20 protein-coding genes are annotated in these 21,178 nt (G+C 64.7%); 6 read left to right on the plus strand and 14 right to left on the minus strand.

The window, feature by feature from the left end:
- Positions 1 to 14 precede the first annotated feature (14 nt).
- Entirely contained in the window at positions 15 to 2,369 is a 2,355-nt protein-coding gene (locus tag RAD10_RS21315; RefSeq protein WP_461619129.1) for an Orn/Lys/Arg family decarboxylase, read from the plus strand.
- A gap of 6 nt (positions 2,370 to 2,375) precedes the next feature.
- Complete coding sequence (locus tag RAD10_RS21320) at positions 2,376 to 2,951, plus strand: GNAT family N-acetyltransferase (protein ID WP_461619130.1); 576 nt, start codon at positions 2,376 to 2,378, stop codon at positions 2,949 to 2,951.
- A 3-nt stretch (positions 2,952 to 2,954) separates the two neighbouring features.
- Here the strand turns inward: RAD10_RS21320 and RAD10_RS21325 are convergent, their stop codons facing one another.
- From RAD10_RS21325 to RAD10_RS21335, 3 genes are all read right to left on the minus strand, one after another.
- Complete coding sequence (locus RAD10_RS21325) at positions 2,955 to 3,167, minus strand: hypothetical protein (RefSeq protein WP_018315882.1); 213 nt, start codon at positions 3,165 to 3,167, stop codon at positions 2,955 to 2,957.
- A 120-nt stretch (positions 3,168 to 3,287) separates the two neighbouring features.
- Positions 3,288 to 3,737: a flagellar basal body rod protein FlgC gene (locus tag RAD10_RS21330; protein WP_461619131.1), complete on the minus strand. Its 450-nt coding sequence runs from the start codon at positions 3,735 to 3,737 to the stop codon at positions 3,288 to 3,290.
- Positions 3,738 to 3,851: 114 nt separating this feature from the next.
- Entirely contained in the window at positions 3,852 to 4,901 is a 1,050-nt protein-coding gene (locus tag RAD10_RS21335; protein ID WP_461619132.1) for a hydroxyacid dehydrogenase, read from the minus strand.
- Positions 4,902 to 5,154: 253 nt separating this feature from the next.
- Between RAD10_RS21335 and RAD10_RS21340 the strand changes: the two genes are divergently transcribed.
- The 3 genes from RAD10_RS21340 to RAD10_RS21350 all read left to right on the plus strand — a co-directional run bounded on the left by RAD10_RS21340 (position 5,155) and on the right by RAD10_RS21350 (position 6,766).
- Entirely contained in the window at positions 5,155 to 5,715 is a 561-nt protein-coding gene (locus RAD10_RS21340; protein WP_461619133.1) for a thiamine pyrophosphate-binding protein, read from the plus strand.
- A gap of 8 nt (positions 5,716 to 5,723) precedes the next feature.
- Positions 5,724 to 6,311, plus strand: a complete 588-nt coding sequence (locus tag RAD10_RS21345; protein ID WP_461619134.1) for a thiamine pyrophosphate-dependent enzyme — start codon at positions 5,724 to 5,726, stop codon at positions 6,309 to 6,311.
- Between the two features lie 77 nt (positions 6,312 to 6,388).
- Positions 6,389 to 6,766: a VanZ family protein gene (locus tag RAD10_RS21350; protein ID WP_461619135.1), complete on the plus strand. Its 378-nt coding sequence runs from the start codon at positions 6,389 to 6,391 to the stop codon at positions 6,764 to 6,766.
- A 45-nt stretch (positions 6,767 to 6,811) separates the two neighbouring features.
- Here the strand turns inward: RAD10_RS21350 and RAD10_RS21355 are convergent, their stop codons facing one another.
- The 11 genes from RAD10_RS21355 to RAD10_RS21405 form a co-directional block, all read right to left on the minus strand.
- On the minus strand, positions 6,812 to 7,195 hold the full coding sequence (locus tag RAD10_RS21355) for a DUF1236 domain-containing protein (protein ID WP_018315876.1): 384 nt from the start codon (positions 7,193 to 7,195) through the stop codon (positions 6,812 to 6,814).
- A 114-nt stretch (positions 7,196 to 7,309) separates the two neighbouring features.
- Positions 7,310 to 8,197 carry a 2-hydroxy-3-oxopropionate reductase gene (locus tag RAD10_RS21360; protein ID WP_461619136.1) on the minus strand — a complete coding sequence of 296 codons (888 nt, stop codon included), beginning with the start codon at positions 8,195 to 8,197 and terminating at the stop codon, positions 7,310 to 7,312.
- A 210-nt stretch (positions 8,198 to 8,407) separates the two neighbouring features.
- Positions 8,408 to 9,193, minus strand: coding sequence for a hydroxypyruvate isomerase (gene hyi, locus RAD10_RS21365; protein ID WP_461619137.1), 786 nt, complete (start codon positions 9,191 to 9,193; stop codon positions 8,408 to 8,410).
- A gap of 11 nt (positions 9,194 to 9,204) precedes the next feature.
- Positions 9,205 to 10,995 carry a glyoxylate carboligase gene (gene gcl / locus RAD10_RS21370; RefSeq protein ID WP_461619138.1) on the minus strand — a complete coding sequence of 597 codons (1,791 nt, stop codon included), beginning with the start codon at positions 10,993 to 10,995 and terminating at the stop codon, positions 9,205 to 9,207.
- Positions 10,996 to 11,148: 153 nt separating this feature from the next.
- Complete coding sequence (locus RAD10_RS21375) at positions 11,149 to 12,951, minus strand: adenine deaminase (protein WP_461619139.1); 1,803 nt, start codon at positions 12,949 to 12,951, stop codon at positions 11,149 to 11,151.
- An 85-nt stretch (positions 12,952 to 13,036) separates the two neighbouring features.
- Positions 13,037 to 13,834, minus strand: coding sequence for an NYN domain-containing protein (locus RAD10_RS21380; protein ID WP_018315871.1), 798 nt, complete (start codon positions 13,832 to 13,834; stop codon positions 13,037 to 13,039).
- Positions 13,835 to 13,885: 51 nt separating this feature from the next.
- Positions 13,886 to 15,385: a tripartite tricarboxylate transporter permease gene (locus RAD10_RS21385; RefSeq protein ID WP_183238291.1), complete on the minus strand. Its 1,500-nt coding sequence runs from the start codon at positions 15,383 to 15,385 to the stop codon at positions 13,886 to 13,888.
- Positions 15,385 to 15,870 carry a tripartite tricarboxylate transporter TctB family protein gene (locus RAD10_RS21390; RefSeq protein WP_461619140.1) on the minus strand — a complete coding sequence of 162 codons (486 nt, stop codon included), beginning with the start codon at positions 15,868 to 15,870 and terminating at the stop codon, positions 15,385 to 15,387. Before RAD10_RS21390 ends, RAD10_RS21385 begins: the two co-directional genes overlap by 1 nt.
- Positions 15,867 to 16,835 carry a Bug family tripartite tricarboxylate transporter substrate binding protein gene (locus RAD10_RS21395; RefSeq protein WP_461619141.1) on the minus strand — a complete coding sequence of 323 codons (969 nt, stop codon included), beginning with the start codon at positions 16,833 to 16,835 and terminating at the stop codon, positions 15,867 to 15,869. Before RAD10_RS21395 ends, RAD10_RS21390 begins: the two co-directional genes overlap by 4 nt.
- Before the next feature lie 106 nt (positions 16,836 to 16,941).
- Positions 16,942 to 17,784, minus strand: coding sequence for an IclR family transcriptional regulator (locus RAD10_RS21400; protein ID WP_165637147.1), 843 nt, complete (start codon positions 17,782 to 17,784; stop codon positions 16,942 to 16,944).
- Between the two features lie 167 nt (positions 17,785 to 17,951).
- A complete protein-coding gene (locus RAD10_RS21405; protein WP_461619142.1) occupies positions 17,952 to 20,081 on the minus strand; it encodes an acetate--CoA ligase family protein in 2,130 nt (709 codons plus the stop codon).
- 351 nt (positions 20,082 to 20,432) lie between these two features.
- Between RAD10_RS21405 and RAD10_RS21410 the strand changes: the two genes are divergently transcribed.
- Entirely contained in the window at positions 20,433 to 21,128 is a 696-nt protein-coding gene (locus RAD10_RS21410; RefSeq protein WP_161966556.1) for a GntR family transcriptional regulator, read from the plus strand.
- Positions 21,129 to 21,178 lie beyond the last annotated feature (50 nt).

Here is a 21,178-nt window from a genome sequence, read left to right on the forward strand (position 1 = left end):
ATTCGGGACAGACCATGGATTATTTCAAGCGCTTCAACTTCCTGTTCGCCGCACCAGTGTTCGACGCCGACGATCTCGAAGGCGTCCGCTTCAACCAGATCATCGAGGAGATCCAGCGCTCCGGCTTCGAGGTGGTCCGGGCGCGCAAGCTAGAAGATGCCGAGATGGCGGTGCAGACCGATGCCGCGATCGGCTGCATGGTGGTGGACTGGGGCAAGAAGGGCCTGGAGGGCAAGACCTCGGCGCTGATCAACCTGATGCGCCGCCGCGGCCTCGATTTCCCGATCATCCTCCTGATCCGGCGCAAGCGCTTCGAGGACCTGCCGGTCGAGGTGCTCGATTTCATCGACGGCTACGTCTTCCTGTCCGAGGAGACGCCGACCTTCATCGCCAAGAATCTGATCAGCCGGCTCAAACAATATGCCGAGACGCTGAAAACGCCGTTCTTCGGCGCCCTGGTCGACTATGCCGAGGAAGGCAACCAGCTCTGGACCTGCCCGGGGCACAATGGCGGCGTATTCTACAACCGCAGCCCGATCGGCCGGGTCTTCGTCGAGCATCTGGGCGAATCCGTGTTCCGCGACGACCTCGACAATTCCGTGCTCGATCTCGGCGACCTCCTCACCCATGAAGGGCCGGCGCTGAAGGCGCAGAAGGAAGCCGCCCAGATTTTTGGCGCGGAGAAGACCTATTTCGTGCTCAACGGCACCTCGACCTCGAACAAGGTCGCACTCGGCGCCCTCGTCACCGACGGCGACCTCGTGCTGTTCGACCGCAACAACCACAAGGCCGCCCATCACGGCGCCCTGATGATCAACGGCGGCGTCCCGGTTTACGTGCCGACCATCCGCAACGCCTGGGGCCTGATCGGTCCGATGCGCTGGGACGTGCTGGACGAGAAAACCTTGCGCGAGGCGATCCGCAATCACCCGCTGGTCACGGACAAGGAGGCCTGGCGCAAGGAGCGGCCGTTCCGCGTCGCCGTCGTCGAACAGTGCACCTATGATGGGACGATCCACAGCGCCGAGATGATCCTGAAGCGCATCGGCCATCTCTGCGAGTACATCCTGTTCGACGAAGCCTGGGCCGGCTTCATGAAATTCCACCCGCTCTATGCCGGCCGCTTCGCCATGGGGCTGGCGAACCTTCCGCCCGAGGCACCGGGCATCATCGCGACGCAATCGACCCACAAGCAGCTTGCCAGCTTCTCGCAGGCCTCACAGATCCACATCAAGGATCGCCACATCCGCGGCCAGAAGCGGCGCGTCGAGCACCGCCGCTTCAACGAAAGCTTCATGCAGCACGCCTCCACCTCGCCCTTCTATCCGCTGTTCGCCTCGCTCGACGTCGGCGCCCAGATGATGAAGGGCCGCTCCGGCGAAGTGCTGTGGGACGACACGATCCGCCTCGGCATCGAGCTGCGCAAGAAGATCCGCGCGATGCGCAGGGAGTTCGAGGAGAAGGAGCAGAACGCCGATCGGCGCTGGTTCTTCGAGCCCTTCGTTCCCGATCGTGTCGCCATTCCCGATGTCGGCCGCCCCGGCGCCGCGCACAACGTCGCTTGGGAAACCCTCTCCACCGATGAGCTCGCCACCAACGCAGCGCTGTGGCAGCTCTCGCCCGACACCAACTGGCACGGCTTCCCCGGCATGGCCGAAGGCTTTGCCATGACCGATCCGAACAAGCTGACGCTGCTCACCCCCGGCTTCGACCGCTCCGGTGCCTATGCCGAGCACGGCATCCCCGCCCCCGTCGTGGCGCAATATCTGCGCGAGAACCGCATCGTCCCCGAGAAGAACGACCTCAACTCCCTGCTCTTCCTGCTCACCCCCGGCGTCGAGGCGAGCAAGGCCGGCACGCTGATCTCCGGCCTCGTCGCCTTCAAGAAGCTGCACGATGACAATGCGCTGCTGTCCGACGTCATTCCGGAGTTCTACCAGCGGCGGCAGGCGCGCTATGCCGGCGTGCGCTTACGCGATCTCTGCGGTGAGATGCACCGCTTCTTCCGCACCGCCGATGTCAGCGCGCTTCAGGCCCGGCAGTTCATGCCCGAGCACATGCCTGAGATCGCGATGTCGCCTCGCGATGCCGCGCGCTATCTGTTCAAGAACGATGTCGACTACCTGCCGATCGAGGCCATCGCGGGCCGCATCGCGACCACGCCCTTCGTGGTCTATCCGCCGGGCATCGCTACCATCGTGCCCGGGGAGCGGCTGACGGAACGGGCCAAGCCCATGGTGGATTATCTCAAGATGTTCGAAACCTGCTTCAACACATTTCCGGGCTTCGACGTCGAGATCCAGGGCGTCTACAAGGAGATCGATGCCCAGGGGCGCATCGGGCTCTATACTTACGTCGTTGCCGAGTAGGTGCGAATGAACGAAACAGCTGCGCGCGCGAGCGACGAAGCCGTCCTGGTCAGGCCGTCACGCGACAGCGATGTCGAGGCGATGCTGGCGATCTACCGCCATCACGTCCGCAACGGCGTGGCGCGCGATATCGAGGGAACCGGCGCGCCCGAGCCGGACGATCTGCGCGACCGGCGCAAGAACCTCAAGCAGACTCGCCTGCCGCATCTGGTCGCAACGTTTCGCGGCGAGGTGGTCGGCTATGCCTATGCAGTGTTGTTCCGCAAGCGCCCGGCCTATCGCTACACGGCCAAGCATTCGATCTACGTCCACCACGAGCAGCTCGGCCGCGGGGTCGGACGGCTGCTGCTGCAGGAATTGATCGATGCTTGTGCGGCTGCCGGCTTCCGCCAGATGATCGGCTATATCGACGCCGACAACGCGCCTTCGCTGGCGCTGCACGAGAAGTTCGGCTTCGCGCGCGCCGGCCTGCTTTGCGGCGTGGCCTATCGCCACGGCCGCTGGTCCGACACTGTCATGGTGCAGCGATCGCTCGGCGCGGGGACCACGGCGCCCCCGCCCGTCATGGCGCCGGGCCGGTAAACCTCAGGACGGAAAGTCGGCCGCTCGCACATGGATGCGGTCGGCATGCAGCGACCAGTGATGCAGGGCCTGGTCCTTGCAGAACCTGGCCTTCGCCCGCTCCCTGGCCTCGTCCTCGTCGGAGGCGTCGATTTCCAGCGTACCCTGGCAAATCTCGCTCTGCCGGCCGTACTCGCCGAGCACATCCTTCATGAACTTGACGACATAGGTTGACATGGGACCTCCCTGCTGCCCCGGCCGCACTCTAATCCCATTTAAGCCGCACCGGGGAAGGAGATTTTGACGCGGATCAAGTCCGGCAAGGTTCCCGCCGCCCATCCAGACGGCAGTCCGCCCTTATGTGGTTATATCGAGGAGCGACTCTGTCGTTTCCGCGTAAGCCTGAATGACTTTCGCATTGGCAATGAAGCTGTACTTGGCGGCCGCCAGTTGAACGAATTCGTTGGCGATATCGACATTCGGCGCTGCGACCAGCCCATCCTGGTTTGCGAAGGAAGCGCTTGGGTCGGATTGCGCGGTATAGCTCGGCGATACCGTCGACACCTTCGCGATCGTGCCGCTCGGCGTCGAGCCGCTCGATTGGTCGACCTGATCGACGCGCAATGGCACGTAAGCCGCAGGAAACGTCGGAGCAATGCCCGGACTGCCTGTAACGGCCGACGGGCTCGACCCGCCCGACGCCGGCAGCGGGCCGGTCGTTTGAACATTGGCGATGTTGCTCGCGGCGACGTTCACGCGCAAACTCGCCGCGGAAAGTCCGGATGTCGCAATCGAGAATATGCTCATGGACTTTCAACTACAGGACAAGTGATACACGTTCACTTACCCGATCGATAAGATGCGGCGCTTTGCCTTTCTATCGTGGTAACCAATGATCGGAGTGCGCTGACCCTTCGCGCCCTATCCCGGCGTCACCCCGAACGCCTGCTTGAAGCGCTCCGCATAATGCGGCCAGACCTCGGGATTGATCATACGCGGCGGGCGCTTGCCGTCGAGCGTGTCCAGCACCTGCTCGGCGGCGATCCGGCCCATGTTCTGGCGCGCCTCGATCGTCACTCCCGCGGTATGGGGGCTTGCCAGCACGTTGTCGAACTGGAGCAGCGGATGCTCCGGCGGCGGCGGCTCCTTGGACCAGACGTCGAGGCCGGCACCGGCGATGCGCTTGTCGCGCAGCGCCTGGAGCAGCGCATCCTCGTCATGGATGAAGCCGCGCGCCGTGGTGATGAAATACGCATGCGGCTGCATCAGCCCGAACTCGCGCACGCTGATCATGTTGCGGCTGCCCTTGTTTAGCGGGCAGGAGATCGAGACGAAATCGGCGCGGCGCAGGAGCTCGTCGAGCTCGACCTTCTCGCCGCCCCGCTCGGCCATCACCCCGGCCGAGAGATAGGGGTCATATGCCAGCACCTTCATGCCGAGCAGGCCCTTGCACAGCGCGGCAATGCGGCGGCCGACATTGCCGAGGCCGATGATGCCGACGGTCTTGTGCTCGACCTCATTGCCGACCAGATCGTTGCGGTTGACGTCGCGCTCGCGGCGCAGGCGGCGATCGGACTGGATGATACGTTTGGACAAGGTCAGCATCATCGCCAGCGCGTGCTCGGCGACGGAATGGGCATTGCCGCCGGACTGGTTGACGACCAGCACGCCCGCATCCGTGCAGGCCTCGACATCGACAGGGTCGAAGCCCGCGCCATTGCTGGAGACCAGCAGCAGGTTCGGCGTCCGCTTCAAAAAGGTGGCATCGACATGGAAATGCGGGGCGAGTTCGTCCCGGGCGGCGCCGATCTGGTAAACGTGCGCCGCATTCAGGATCGGCGCGTAGACATCTTCGGGGCTGCCGTTCTCGATGCGATCGAGCCGGACGTCAGGCCGCGCCTTCAGGATGTCGACATAGATCGGATTGGCCAAATAATTGGAGTAGAAGACGCGCTTGCTGTTGACGGACATCAGGACCCTTCCGGCTCTCCAGGGAGATCCGCAAGGTCGGCGCGATGCGCGCCCGTCCGTGCCCCCTCCCGTTTTCTCGTTGTCGCCCGCTTATGACATGGCGGTGCCGACCACGACAGGCCGTCCAGCGCAGATCACGGTGCCGGCCCGGACATGTTGACAATCCCGCCCGCTCCGTCAAGTTCGGCCGGTCGCGCGACGGCCAGAACCAAGAAGCATGCGCGCCCAAGAAAATACGCCAAGGGAGAACGCAATGGCGATTGCGGAACAGCAGACTCAGGCGGGACAGGCGTCCAGCGACGGGAGCTGGCACGGCATCGTCCTGCAAACCCTGAAGCGGAACGATATCAGCCTCATCCCTTACGTGCCCGACCGGGTGCTGACGCCGCTGATCAAGAGCCTGCACGCCGATCCCTTCTTCACCACCTTCGCCACTGCCCGCGAGGAGGAAGCCGTCGGCATCGTCTCAGGCGCCTGGATGGGTGGGCGGCGCGGCGCAGTCCTGATGCAGACCTCCGGCTTTGCCACGCTCGCCAACGTGCTTGCCTCGCTCGCAGTGCCCTACCAGATCCCGCTGATCATGTTCGTGTCCGAGCGCGGCACGCTCGGCGAGTTCAATTACGGGCAGTCGCTGGTCTGCCGCACCATGCGCCCGGTGCTGGATTCGCTGGCGCTGGAGCACCACACCATCACCCGGCTCGACGAGCTCGAATTCATCACCGACCGCTCGATCAAGCAGGCCGTCACCACGCAGGCGCCGGTGGCCCTGATCCTCAACCCGCTGCTCACCGGCGGCAAGGTTTTCGACAAGTGAGCGCCACCATGAACATTGGCAACACCAAAGTGATGAACCGGTTCGATGTGACCTCGCGCCTGATCGGAAAGCTCAAGCACGAGGAAGCCGTGATCGGCGGCATCGGCAACACCAATTTCGACCTCTGGGCCGCCGGGCATCGCCCGCAGAATTTCTACATGCTGGGCAGCATGGGCCTCGCCTTCCCGATCGCGCTCGGCGTGGCGCTGGCGCAGCCTGACCGACGCGTCTTCGCGCTCGAAGGCGATGGCTCGCTGTTGATGCAGCTCGGCGCGCTCTCGACGATCGCGACGTTGAAGCCGAAGAACCTCATCATGATCGTGATGGACAACGGCATCTACCAAATTACCGGCGCGCAGCCGACGCCAGCGGCGAGCGTCGCGGACATCGTTGCCATCGCCACAGGCTCCGGCCTTTCCAACAGCACCTGGGCCGCAGACGAGGAGGATTTCGAGCGCCTGGTCGATGCGGCGATGTCCGCCGCCGCGCCGAGCCTGATCGCCGTCCGCATCGACGACAAGCCCGGCGTCGGCACCACAAGGCGCGATCCCGTACAAATCCGGGAGCGCTTCATGCACGGGCTCGGCGTGCGCTAACATTTTGTCATTAACTACACAGCGATCTGATGGACGGACTGTACCGGTCCGCTGCCAATCTGTGCTAAGCGAACCGGATGTCCATTTTGATCCGTTCATTTGCCTGGCTGCTCGCGGCCGCCGTTACTTTCGCCACCCTCGGTCCCCCCGGCCTGCGACCCCATTCCGACCTCGGCCAGGACGGCGAACATGCGCTCGCCTTCATCCTGGTGGGACTGGCCTTCGGCCTCGCCTATCCGCGGCGGCGCCTGCCGGGCGCAGGAGCCGCGGTCGTTCTGATTGGCGTGCTCGAGCTGATGCAATTTTGGGCACCCGGACGCCACGCCCGGCTGGAGGACTTTCTGGTCGACGCGCTCACGGCCTGCCTCGGCTTTGCGCTCGCGGCGATCACCGATTGGGTTGTGACACGCTTTCGCGCAAGCCCCTCTGCAGCAAGCGAAGGCCCTGCGGAGTAGAACTCCGCAGGGCCCTTTTCTCTCCACACCTGTGGTCGGCTTGGATCAGTCGATGATCTTGACCACCCGACGCGTGCGCGGCTCGACGATCACGCGGCGATCGTTCACGACCGCATAGCGATACTCGGTGTAGTTCGGTACGGGGCGGAGCACCACGGTCGGCGGCAGCGGCTCGCCTACCACGACGCGCTCCTCGACCACGACGGAATCGCTGCGAGGAATTCCGCCCAGCACCGCATTCGGAATTTCCAGGCCCGCGCCCACGGCCGCACCAACGGTGCCGCCGACCATCGCGCCGATCGGTCCGCCAATATCGCCGCCCGCACGCGCGCCGTCCCTGGCGCCTTGTTCGGTCGTCGACTGGGCAAAGGCTGCGCTCGACGCCAGCAGCGACGCTGCAGCCAACGTAATCGCAAGACGGGTTTTCATGTTGCTTTGTCTCCAGTGATTGTCCTGCGCCTTCAACCGCGGGGCCGGAGCATTGTTCCGGTTCCCCCGAAGCGAAGACGCCTCAAAAACTGGAGACTGTTACCGCGTAACAGTTCAGGCTGCCGCGATCTCGTGGCCTGCCATCAGTTCCAGTGCCCGCACCATCGCGGAATGATCCCAGCCCTTGCCGCCATGCGCGGTGCAGGCCGAGAACAATTGCTGCGCCACTGCCGTGCTCGGCAACGACAGGCCGAGCGTGCGCGCGCCTTCGAGTGCGAGATTGAGATCCTTCTGATGTAGCTCGATGCGGAAGCCGGGAGCGAAATTACGCTTCACCATGCGCTCGCCATGCACTTCGAGGATGCGCGAGGAGGCAAAGCCGCCCATCAGCGCCTGCCGCACCAGCGCCGGATCGGCCCCGGCTTTCGATGCGAACAACAGCGCCTCGCTCACCGCTTCGATCGTCAGCGCGACGATGATCTGGTTGGCGACCTTCGTCGTCTGCCCGTCGCCATTGGCGCCGACGCGGGTGACGTTCTTGCCCATCTTGTCGAACACCGGCTTCATGGTGTTGAACGCCCGCTCCGGTCCGCCGACCATGATGGTGAGGCTCGCCGCTTTCGCCCCGACCTCCCCGCCCGACACCGGCGCGTCGAGATAGTCCGCCCCGAGTGCCTCGATCTTCTTTGCAAACTCCTTCGTTGCCAGCGGCGAGATCGAGCTCATGTCGACGACGATCTTGCCCTTCGAGATGCCGCTCGCAACACCATCCTTGCCGAACAGCACCGCTTCGACATGCGGCGTGTCCGGGACCATGATGATGACCGCATCGGCCTCCTCGGCGACCTGCTTGCTCGACTTGCAGGCAACTCCGCCCGCCGCGATCAGCTCCGGCGCGACCGGCGCAACGTCATGCAGGAGAACACGATGGCCCGCGGCCAGGAGATGGCCGGCCATCGGCCGTCCCATGGTGCCAAGTCCGATGAAGCCGATGTCGATCATGTCTCATTCCTCCAGATTTAGGCCAGGTCGATCCACAAGCTCGGTGCACCTCTCCCGCTTGCGGGGAAGTCGGCGCATAGCGCCGGGTGGGGGCTCTATCCGCTTGGGGTCTTTCAGCGCATCTCGATCGAATCTTTTCGCGGAGATACCCCCACCCCAGCCCTCCCCCGCAAGCGGGAGAGGGAGCGCACCGTCGCTGTGGGTGCATTCTCAGGTCTCGAAGGTCTGCGCGGCGTGCCAGGACAGACCCTCGAGCGTCGTGGTGCGCGGCTTGTATTCGCAGCCGACCCAGCCGCGATAGCCGATTGCGTCGAGATGGCGGAACAGGAAGGGATAGTTGATCTCGCCGGTGCCGGGCTCGTGGCGACCCGGATTGTCGGCGAGCTGGATGTGGGCGATCTGCGGCAGATATTCCTGCATGGTGCGGGCCAGATCGCCCTCCATGATCTGCATGTGATAGATGTCGTACTGGACGAACAGATTGCTCGACCGCACCTCGGAGATCAGCTGTATCGCCTGCTCGGTGCCGTTGAGGAAGAAGCCGGGAATGTCGAGCGTGTTGATCGGCTCGACCAGCAGCTTGATGTTCTCACGTGCCAGCGTGGAGGCGGCAAAGCGCAAATTTCCCACCAGCGTCTCGTTGAGTTCGCGCGGATCTGCATCGGCAGGTGCAATACCCACGAGGCAGTTGAGCTGCTCGCAATCGAGCGCCTTGGCATAGTCGATGGCGCGAAACACGCCGTCGCGGAATTCAGCAGTGCGATCGGGCAGGATCGCAATGCCGCGCTCGCCCCCGGCCCAGTTTCCGGCCGGCAGATTGTGCAGCACCTGGGTCAGGCCGTGGGCTTCCAGCTGCTCGCGCAGCTGCGCCTTGTCGAAATCATAGGGGAAGAGATACTCGACCCCGGAAAAGCCCGCCGCCTTCGCCGCTGCGAAGCGGTCGAGGAACGGCATCTCGTTGAAGAGCATGGTGAGGTTGGCGGCAAATTTCGGCATGATGCTCTCCCCTATTCCGCCGGCTGCAGCACGCCCGGGCGCGCCCGCTCGACCTCGTCGAGCGGCAGGTCCAGCACCTCCTCGAACTCGACGATGTTGTCGATCTCGGTGCCCATCGCGATGTTGGTGACGCGTTCGAGGATGAACTCGACCACCACGGGCACGCGGTGCTTGGCCATCAATTCGCGCGCGGTCGCGAATGCAGCCTGCGCGTCCTTCGGATCGGTGACGCGGATCGCCTTGCAGCCGAGGCCTTCGGCGACCGCGACGTGGTCGACGCCGTAGACGCCGATCTCGGGCGCGTTGATGTTCTCGAAGGAGAGCTGGACGTGATAGTCCATCTCGAAGCCGCGCTGGGCCTGGCGGATCAAGCCGAGATAGGAATTGTTCACGACGACGTGGATGTAGGGCAGATTGAACTGCGCCCCGACCGCGAGCTCCTCGATCAGGAACTGGAAGTCGTAGTCGCCGGAGAGCGCGACGATGTCGCGATCCGGGCACGCCGCACGCACGCCGAGCGCGGCGGGCAGCGTCCAGCCGAGCGGACCCGCCTGCCCGGCATTGATCCAGTTGCGCGGCTTGTAGACGCCGAGGAACTGCGCGCCGGCGATCTGCGACAGGCCGATCACGGTGACGTAGCAGGTGTCGCGACCAAAGGCCTTGGTCATCTCCTCATAGACGCGCTGCGGCTTGATCGGGACGTTGTCGAAATGGCTCTTGCGCAGCATCGTCTTCTTGCGATCGCGGCAGGCCGCGGGCCACGCCTGGCGCTCGCGGAGCCTGCCTGACCGGCGCCACTCCCTGGCGACGGTGACGAACAGCTCGAGCGCAGCCTTGGCATCCGAGACGATGCCGAGATCGGGATTGAACACGCGCCCGATCTGGGTCGGCTCGATGTCGACATGCACGAAGGTGCGGCCCTTGGTGTAGGTCTCGACCGAGCCGGTGTGGCGGTTGGCCCAGCGGTTGCCGATGCCGAGCACGAAGTCGGATTCGAGCATGGTGGCGTTGCCGTAGCGGTGGCTGGTCTGAAGGCCGACCATGCCCGCCATCAGCACGTGATCGTCGGGGATCGCGCCCCACCCCATCAGCGTCGGGACAACAGGCACGTTGGCAATCTCGGCGAATTCGACCAGGAGGTCGGAAGCATCGGCATTGATGATGCCGCCGCCCGCAACGATCAGCGGCCGTTCGGCGGCGTTGAGCATCTCCAGCGCCTTCTCGACCTGCTTGCGCGTCGCGGTGGGCTTGTAGACCGGCAGCGGCTCATAGGTCTCATCGTCGAACTCGATCTCGGCCAGCTGCACGTCGAGTGGCATGTCGATCAGCACCGGCCCCGGCCGGCCCGAGCGCATCACGTGAAACGCCTGGCTGAACACGCGCGGCACCAGCGCCGGCTCGCGTACGGTGACGGCCCATTTCGTCACGGGCTTTGCGATCGACTCGATGTCGACAGCCTGAAAATCTTCCTTGTAGAGCCGTGCCCGCGGCGCCTGCCCGGTGATGCAGAGGATCGGAATGGAATCGGCGATCGCCGAATAGAGCCCGGTGATCATGTCGGTGCCGGCCGGCCCCGAGGTTCCGATGCAGACGCCGATATTGCCGGCCTTCGCCCGCGTATAGCCCTCGGCCATATGCGAGGCGCCCTCGACATGGCGCGCCAGGATGTGCCGGATCGAGCCGCGCTTCTTCAGCGCCGAGTAAAGCGGATTGATCGCGGCCCCGGGAACGCCGAAGGCGGTGGAGATGCCTTCCTTCTCCAGAATTCGCACGGCAGCATCGATAGCTCGCATCTTCGCCATATCGGACCTCGCTCAAGTTGCGTCAGCGAGCGAGATCATCGGGTGCGCAGAGGCCGATCTCAACGAGATCGATTTTATTTTCCACGATGCGGCAGCCGTAGAAAAATCGTGGTGGTCTCAAACGGTTAGATCGAGAGCTGCGTGAAAGCCGCTTCACTCGAACAGCGGCGCCAGTTCCATCTGCGGCACCAGTACGAGGCCCTTGTCGGTGATGCGAATTTCCGGAATGACCGATAGGGGAATCAAATTGAAGCCCATGTAGGGGATGGTGCAGCCGGCCTCGGCCCATTCCTTCTTGAGCATCTTGACCTCTTCGGCCACCTCCGTGACGCGCTTGTCCGAGAGAAGCCCCGCGATCGGTAGCGGAACCAGCGCCCTTACCTTGCCATCGGCGACCACGCAGACGCCGCCCTGCTGGTCCTTGATGGCAGCGATCGCGACTTGCATATCGGGCTCGTTGGTGCCGGCGACAATGATGTTGTGGCTGTCGTGCCCGACGCTGGAGGCGACTGCGCCGCGCTTCAGACCAAAATCCTTGAGCAGGCCATGGGCAACATTGCCGGCGGATTTACCGTGGCGCTCGACGACGGTGACGAAACACAGACCGTAGCGCGTGAACAGCGACGGCCAGTCCTTTGCTGGCTCGATCGCGACCTTCTCATGGATCAGCGTGATGCCCGGCAGCGCCGTCTTGATCGCATTGACGGTGCAGGCCTTCGCCGGCAGATCCGGAGTCAGCTTGACCTTCTCCGGCAGCTTCACGGTCGTATAGGCCGCCTTTGGATATTGATAGCGCTGCGACAGCGCCTGATCGAGCAGCCCAGTGATCTTGCCGTTCTCGACCACGAGCTCGCCGCCATACCAGGTGCATTGCGGCTTGAGCTGGTCGTCCATCAGCACGAGATCGGCTCGGCGGCCGCCGCCGAGGCCACCGATGTCGCCATCCATGCCGAAGCGCGTGGCGCCATGCAGCGAGCCCATCGACCAGGCCTGCTCCGGCGACATCCCGGCCTTCACGGCTTCGCGCACCACCCAGTCGAGACCGAACATCAGGAGATCGTCGGCGTCGCGGTCGTCGGTGCACACCGCCGTGCGCTTGTGCGAGGCCCCGAGCTCGGTGATGGTGCGGATCGCCTGCGGCAGCGAGTGCCACGGCGTCGTCGGCGGGCCGCCGCGCAGGAATACCCAGACGCCGGCATCGAGCAGGTCGTCGGCGATGTCGCGCTCGATCGCTTCATGGGTGTCGGTGACGCCGCTCGCCGCATAGGCCGCAACGAATTCGCGGCCGTAGACGTGGCCGGACACCGGACGTCCCCGCTTCAAGGCGGCCGCGAGGATGGCATGGCTGCGCTCGTCGCCCATCGTGACGGGCACGAAATCCATCTTCTCGCCGAGCGCCACAGCCTCCGGCCAGCGGTCGAACAGGCCGGCGATCTTGTCCGGCGTGAGATCGCCGCCGGCGGTTTCCAGCTCAGCCGACGTCGCCGGCACCGTGCTCGGCACCGTCAAGAAGATCGAGAGCGGCGCCTCGCGTGCGTCTTCCAGCATGGCCTCGACGCCGGCGACGTCCATGACATTGCCGATCTCGTGGCTGTCGCAGAAGATCGCGGTGGTGCCGTTGAGCAGCGCGGCCTCGGCATAGGCGCAGGCCGTCACCATCGAGGATTCGATGTGGATGTGCGGATCGACCAGGCCCGGCGCGATGATGCCGCCGGCGGCGTCGTAGAGCGGCACGTTGGGCCAGACTTTCTTCGCCGCGCCTGGTGGCTTCACTGCCGCGATGCGCCCGCCGGTGATCCAGACCTCCCGACCGGGATGAATGCGTTCCGAATAGGTCGAGAGCACCCGCGCGCCGGTAATGACCAGATCTGGCGCGAGGCGCGCGGAAGCGACATCGGCCAGGCGCCGGGTCATCGCATGCAGCGGGGCGACGGTGAAGCGGGTGAGTTTGGTCATTGGGACCCTCGCGCGGCGTTACGGCCCAGCGATGGTTACGCCCTGCACCAAACCGGGCAAGTGCAAATATGACGGCACGCCCTGCTTACGCCTTAGGCGCCGCGCCGCCTGCCCCCGACCTGGCAGGCCGGCGCGGGTTCCGCGTTCTTGCCGGCGGTGCAGCAATGGGCTTGACCCGAATCCGCATCGACCGGCCCTTCGGCTCATCGATCTCGAACGAATTCGTCTTCCGCACGAGGTCGCTCAGCTTGCGGAAGCCGTAGGTCCTCGGATCGAAATCGGAAGCCAGATTGGCAAGCTGCCGTCCGACTTCACCGAGCGCGACCCAGCCGTCCTCGCTCTCCATCTGGGTGATGACCTTCTTGATGATGGGCGTGGCGGCATCGGGCGGCTGCAGCGGCGCTGATCTTGAGGATGCGTCCTGGGTGGTCGCAGTGCCGGCAAGCAGGTTCTCCGTGTAGACGAATCTGCGACAGGCCTGCCGGAAGCTTTCGGGCGTCTTCTGCTCGCCAAAGCCAAAGACATCGATTCCCTGCTCCCGGATGCGGGCGGCCAGACGGGTAAAGTCGCTGTCGGATGACACCAGGCAGAAGCCGTCGAACCGGCCGCTGTGAAGCAGGTCCATGGCGTCGATGACTAGCGTAATGTCTGATGCATTCTTTCCGGTCGTGTAGGCGAATTGCTGCTGCGGGATGATGGCGTGTTTGGACAGAATGTCGGCCCACCCCTTGGACCGCGCATTGGAGAAGTCGCCGTAGATGCGGCGAACGCTGGCCTCGCCGATCTTGGCGATCTCCTCGAACAATCCGTCCGCGATTTTCGCCGACGCATTGTCCGCATCGATCAGGACGGCGAGACGGGGCGAGCGAAGTTCTGACGGCATGGCATGTCCCTACGGATGGCGCAGCATCAAAAGACGCGTGCGCCGGGATGACTAATCTTCGGTCGCTTTGAACCGGCCCAGCCCCTTCAACACGAAGGGCGCCAGCAGCGCGATCAGTGCCAGCGCCAGCAGCGTCGCCGAGATCGGGCTCTGCAGCAGCGTCATGGGATCGCCGAGGCTGATCGCGAGCGCGCGGCGCAACTGGCTCTCGGCGATCGGGCCGAGGATCAGGCCGACGACGACGGGCGCGATTGGAAAATCGAACCGGCGCATCAGGAAGCCGAGCACGCCGAAGCCGGCCAGCATGGACAACTCGACCACTGACGGCTTTGCGGCGATGGTGCCCATCGTCGCGAAGACGAGGATGCCGGCATAGAGCCACGGCTGCGGGATCGCGAGCAGCCGCACCCAGAGGCCGACCAGCGGCAGGTTCAGCACCAGCAGCATGCAATTGGCGATGAACAGGCTGGCGATCAGACCCCAGACGAGGTCGGGCCGCTCGGCAAACAGCAGCGGTCCCGGGTTGAGGCCGTATTGTTGGAAGCCCGCCAGCATCATCGCGGCCGTCGCCGAGGTCGGCAGTCCCAGCGTCAGCAGCGGCACCAGCGTGCCGGCGGCGGAGGCGTTGTTGGCGGCTTCCGGTCCGGCGACACCTTCGATCGCTCCCTTGCCGAACTCTTCGGGGTGTTTCGTCAGCCGCTTCTCGGTCGAATAGGACAGGAAGGTCGGGATCTCCGCGCCGCCCGCCGGCAGCGCACCGATCGGAAACCCGAACATGGTGCCGCGCAGCCACGGCTTCCACGACCGCTTCCAGTCTTCCCTGGTCATCCACAGCGAGCCGCGCACTGGCTCGAGCTTTTCCTCGCTGTGGTGGCGGCGCGACGCGACATAGAGCGCCTCGCCCACCGCGAACAGGCCGACCGCAAGCGTCGTCACCTCGACGCCGTCGAGCAGTTCAGGAACGCCGAACGCAAGCCGCGCCTGACCGGTCAGCTTGTCGATGCCGACGAGGCCCAGCGTCAGGCCGATGAACAGGCTGGTCAGGCCGCGGACCGGAGAATCCCCGAAGGTCGCCGACACCGTGACGAAGGCGACGCACATCAGCGCGAAATAGTCCTCCGGGCCAAAGCGCACAGCGAAATCGACCAGCCAGGGCGCGAGGAAAGCCAAGCCGATGGTGGCGATGGTTCCGGCGACAAAGGAGCCGATCGCGGATGTCGCAAGCGCCGGCCCGCCGCGGCCGGCCTTGGCCATCTTGTTGCCTTCGAGCGCGGTGGCCATCGAGGCGCTCTCGCCGGGCGTGTTGATCAGGATCGCGGTGGTGGAGCCGCCATACATGCCGCCATAATAGATGCCGGCGAACATGATCAGCGAACCGCCGGGGTCGAGCTTGTAGGTGACGGGCAGCAGCAGCGCGACCGTCAACGCCGGGCCGATGCCGGGCAGCACGCCCACGGCGGTGCCGAGGAACACGCCGATCAGCGCGTAAAGCAGATTCATCGGCTGGACGGCGACCGCCATGCCGTGGGCCAACGCGGCAAAGGTGTCCATCACAGCAGTCGCTCCAGCGGGCCGGTCGGAAGGCTGAGCGTGAGCAGCCGGTCGAACGCGAGATAGATGAGGGTCGACATCACGAGGGCGATGATGGAATCCACTAGGATGGCACGGCGGCCGAAGGCGGCCGATGTCGTCACGAACAGCGCCGACGTCGCCAGGATAAAGCCGCCGCCAAAGCCGATGATGGCGATCAGCAGCGCAAGTCCGATGAGGATCAGAACCACGGGCACGGGATCGGCGCTCTCGCGCGCCGGCAAATTGCCGCGCAGCGCATCGACGAAATTGCCGATCGCGAGCAGCGCAAGACCGCTGGCGACCACGACCGGCATCGCCTCCGGCCCTATGCCGTACATCGCGGTGGATGACAGGCCGCGCGCGTCGAAGACCAGCACCGCGGCGAGGCCTGCGAGCAGTGCAGCGATGACGATGCCGGCGCGATCGACGCGCCGCGGCGGCTGGGCCGGATCGCCCGAGGTCATGACTTGACCAGGCCGACCGATTTCAGCACGTCGGTGACCCGCACGGTTTCCTTCTTCAGGAAGTCGGCGAAGGCGTCACCGCCGAGATAGGCGTCTTCCCAGCCCTTCTGCTTGAGGATCTCCTTCCAGGCGTCCGACTTCACCATCTTCTCGACCGCATCGCTCAAGGTCTTGCGCTGCTCCGGCGTAATGCCGGGAGGCGCCACCACCGACCGCCAGTTGGCGATCACGAGGTCGACGCCCTGCTCCTTGAAGGTCGGGATGTCGCTGCCCGGGATGCGCTTCTCCGAGGTCACGCCGAGCGCGCGCAGCTTGCCGGACTTGATCTGCCCTTCATATTCGCTGAGGCCCGAGATGCCCGCGGTGACCTTGCCGCCGAGGATCGCAGCGAGCGACTCGCCGCCGCCGGAGAACGGGATGTAGTTGATCTTCTTGGCGTCGGCACCGACCGCGCCGGCGAACAACGCCGCCATCACATGGTCGACGCCGCCGGCCGAGCCGCCGGCGAAAGTCACCTTGGCGATATCGGCCTTCACCGCAGCGGCCAGATCCTGCGCGGTCTTGATCGGCGAATTCGCGGGAACCACGATCACCTGGATTTCCTCGGTGAGGCGCGCGATCGGCGTCACCTGCTCGAGCGTGACCGGCGACTTGTTCATGGCGAGCGCGCCCACCATGACGAAGCCGTTGACCATCAACTGGTTGCCGTCACCCTTGGCGCCGTTGACGAATTGCGCGATGCCGACGCTGCCGCCGGCGCCGGGAACGTTGGTGACCTGCACGCTACGCGCGACGCCCGCGGCCACCAGCGCCTGCTGCATGGAGCGCGCGGTCTGGTCCCAGCCCCCGCCCGGGGCCGCCGGCGCCATCAGCTTGAGCTCGAGCTGCTGGGCAAAGGACGGCGCCGCTGCCGCAAGGGTCAGCGCGACGGCTGCGCCGGCAAGGCGCGCGGAAAATTGAAACATGAGGACGCTCTCCAGGCTCATGCGGACGTTTGCCGCATTGTGTCGTTTGGTCGCATATCAGCCAAAACGGCCGATGCTGTCCAGCGACAGTGCCCGGGTTCCCCAGTTAGCGCGGCGCCGGCATCACCCCGCCGAGCGCGACCGTCAGCTCGCCGGCGACGTCGCGCACGATTTGGCCGATTTCCGGCAGCCTGTCGTCGGTCAGGCGGCTGGTCATGCCCGAGACGGAAATCGCCGCGAGCGGCTCGGCACAGTCGTTGTAGACCACTGCGGCAATACAGCGCAGCCCCATGCAGGCCTCTTCATCGTCGAGCGCAAAACCCTGCTTGCGGATTTTTTCGAGCTCCTTGAACAGGTCGCTCGGCCGCACGATGGATTTCTCGGTCAACCGGGGCATGCCGTGATGGCGGATGACGGCGCCTACGTCCTCATCGGAATAGGTTGCGAGCACGGCCTTGCCGACGCCCGACGTCACCATGGGAACGCGGCCGCCGACCTGGGTCAGCGAACGCATGATCTCGCGGCTTTCCATGCGGGTCAGCACGATGATGAACTCGTCGTCGACCACGGCGAGATTGGCGGTCTCGCGGGTGAGATCGCGCAGCTTGCGCAAGTAGGGAATTGCCTGTGTGGAGAAATTGCGACGCCGCGCAAAGCTCGCGCCCACCGTGAAGGCGCGCGAGCCGACATGCCATTTTGATTGCGTGCGGTCGAACTGCACGAAGCGGCGGCTTTCCAGCGTCGCGAGCAGGCGATGCACGGTGGAGGCCGACAGGCCGGTGCGCACCGCGAGATCGCTGAGGCGATAGCCTTCGTCGTCCTCGGCCAGCGTTTCCAGGATCGACAGCGCGCGATCGACGGACTGCACGCCGCCGTCGCGCGTGTCGTTATCGGCCTCCGATGCCGATCGAGGCTCGAGCGATTTGCGCCGGATCACGTTCTTGCTCATCGCGACCTGCCGCTTATGCATCCGTCATTCCGGGATGGTGCGCCGGGACTGCGCGCAGCGCGGGCCTGGCGTACCAGACCCGGAATCTCGAGATCCCGGGTTCGACGCTCCGGGCCGCGCTTGCGCGGTCCCGTCGCATCGCCCCGGGATGACAGGAGAGATAACGCTCAGAGCAGCCCTGCCCCGCGCGCCCACTTATACTTGGCACCGAGGACCTCGACCGGAAGTTCGGTCGAGTAGGCGTAGGCCGGAATGCCGTTCTGGTAGAGATATTCGGCGGCTTCCTCGACCTCGACGTCGCCGGCGAGCGAGGCGACGATCGGCTTCACGAAGCCTTTCGCCTCCATCTCCTTCTTCACCTCGACCATGTTGCGGGCGAACACCATCGGCGGCGTGACGATGGTGTGCCAGTAGCCGAGGATCAGCGAGTGGATGCGCTCGTCGGACAGGCCGAGCTTCACCGTGTTGACGTAGGTGATCGGAGGCTCGCCGCCGGTGATATCCACAGGATTTCCAGCAGCCCCGAACGGCGGGATGAACTTGCGGAAGGCCGCGTCCAGATCCGCCGGCATCGACATCAGCGACAGGCCGTTGTCGACGCAGGAGTCCGACAGCAGCACGCCGGAGCCACCCGCACCAGTGATGATCAGCACGTTCTCGCCCTTCGGCGTCGGCAGCACCGGCACGCCGCGGGCGAATTCGAGCAGTTGCCGCAGCGAACGAGCGCGGATCACGCCGGACTGCGCCAGGACGTCCTCGTAGATCTTGTCGTTACCGGCGAGCGCGCCGGTGTGCGACGAGGCCGCCTTGGCGCCGGCCGAGGTGCGGCCGGCCTTGAGCACGACGACCGGCTTCTTCTTGGAGACGCGCTTGGCGGCTTCCGCAAAGGCGCGGCCGTCCTTGAGGTCTTCGCAGTGCTGCGCGATCAAATTGGTGTTCGGGTCCTGCTCGAAGAAGGCGAGCAGATCGTCCTCGTCGATGTCGGATTTGTTGCCGAGGCCGACGATGGCCGAGACGCCCATCTTGGCCGAGCGCGAGAAGCCGATGATGGCCATGCCGATGCCGCCCGACTGCGACGACAGCGCCGCGTGGCCCTTGACGTCGTAAGCCGTGCAGAAGGTCGCGCAGAGATTGGCCGGCGTATAATAGAAGCCGTAGATGTTCGGCCCCATCAGGCGGATGTCGTACTTCTTGCCGACCTCGACGATCTCGGCCTGCAGCTCCGGCGCGCCGGCCTCCGCAAAGCCCGACGGAATCAGCACCGCGCCCGGGATTTTCTTCTCGCCGCATTCGGTGAGCGCGGCAGCGACGAACTTCGCGGGGATCGCGAACACCGCCGTGTCGATCACACCCGGCACGTCCTTGACGCTCTTATAGGCCTTGTAGCCGAGGATCTCGGTGGCCTTGGGATGGATCGGATAGATGTCGCCCTTGTAGCCGCCGTTGATGAGGTTCTTCATCACGGAGTTGCCGATCTTGCCGTCTTCGGCGGAGGCACCGACCACGGCGACCGCCTTCGGCTGCATGATGCGGCTCATGGCGGCAACGATCTCTTCGGTCGGGCGCGGCTTCGGCTTCGGCACATAGGCGAAGTCGACGACGATGCGCACGTCGGCGGCGGTCGCGCCCTTCGCCGTCGCGAATACCGGGTTGAGGTCGAGCTCGACGATTTCAGGGAAATCGGTGACGAGCTGCGAGACCTTGACGATGACATCGGCGAGGGCGCTGCGGTTCACCGGCTCGCCGCCGCGCACGCCCTTCAGGATCTCATGCGCCTGGATGCCGTCGAGCATCGAGAGCGCGTCTTCCTTGGTCGCGGGCGCGAGGCGGAAGGTGATGTCCTTGAGGACTTCGACCAGCACGCCGCCGAGGCCGAAGGCGACCAGCTTGCCGAACGAACCGTCGGTGATCGAGCCGACGATGACCTCGGTGCCGCCGGCCAGCATCTGCTGCACCTGGACGCCGTCGATCTTGGCATCGGCCTTGTACTTCCTGGCGTTGCCGAGAATGGTCTCGTAAGCCTTTTCGGCATCTTCGGCGGTCTTGAGGCCGACGATGACGCCGCCGGCTTCGGTCTTGTGGAGAATGTCCGGCGAGACGATCTTCATCACGACCGGGAAGCCCATCGACGAGGCCATCTTGCCGGCCTCGCCCGCCGACTTCGCCACGCCCTCCTTCGGCACCGGAATGCCATAGGCGTCGCAGACCAGCTTGCCTTCCGGGGCCGTCAGGCTGGTGCGGTTGTCCGCCTTGACCTGGTCAAGCACCTTGCGGACGGCTTCTTTGGAATTGGACATGTGGCTTCTCCCTTGACCTCAGTTCGTTCTTTTCAAAGCGCGCGCGTGGTTTTGCGGCTGCCCGTGATGCTTGCCATTCGCCGCGCTCTGCTCCATTCCGCGGAACGGAGCGGCATAAGCGCCAGATTACTCCGCCGCCGTGGATCAAAAATGGCTGGCGATGGCATTTGGTATGCCAGAAGCCAACTTGTCAAGCTGCGGCATCGCTTAGAACGCCGCAAAAAATAGCCAGCTTGACATTCTGGCATGTGGTATGCCAAAAACTTTCCCGTTAATAATCCTGTAAAAGACGACTCCCACTGGAGGAGATTCGTCGTGTCACTGCGGAAACCAACCAAGGCGTTGCCGAACATGGCCGAGGCAGATATCGCAATCGTTCGTATTGCCCCGGAGAGCAGCTTCAAGAACAAGGCGTATGACGCCTTGAAGGAAGCCATCCTCAGGATGGACATCTATTCGACGCCCGAGCCGGTGATGCTCGACGAGCGCGCGCTGTCCGAGCGCCTGGGTGTCAGCCGCACCCCGATCCGCGAAGCGATCGCGATGCTCGAGCAGGACGGCTTCGTGAAGACGGTGCCGCGCCGCGGCATCATGGTGGTGCGCAGGACCAAGAGCGAGATCGTCGACATGATCCGCGCCTGGGCGGCGCTGGAGAGCATGGCCGCGCGCCTCATCACGACCACCGCGCGCAAAAAGGACATCACGGCGCTACGCGACTACTTCAAGGACTTCGGCAAGGACCGTCTGCCCGAGGATCACGTCGAGGAATATTCGCGCGCCAATATCGCCTTCCATCAGGCACTGATCTCACTGTCGGAATCGCCGGTGCTGGTCGATCTCACCAACGATCTCCTCCTGCACGTGCGCGGCTATCGCCAGCTGACCATCGGACGCAAGGACCGCACCGCGACCTCGCTGCCCGAGCATCTCGGCATGATCGAAGCGCTGGAGGCACGCGACACCGAGCTCGCCGAAAAGCGCGCCCGCGACCACACTCTCGGCCTTGCCGCTTACGTCGAAGCGCACGGCCAGGAACTGTTTACTTAACCAAGCAACGTTCACCAGAAGGGCGAACAATTCGCCCCACTATCTGAGAC

It is taken from the genome of Bradyrhizobium sp. 23AC (assembly GCF_054863025.1).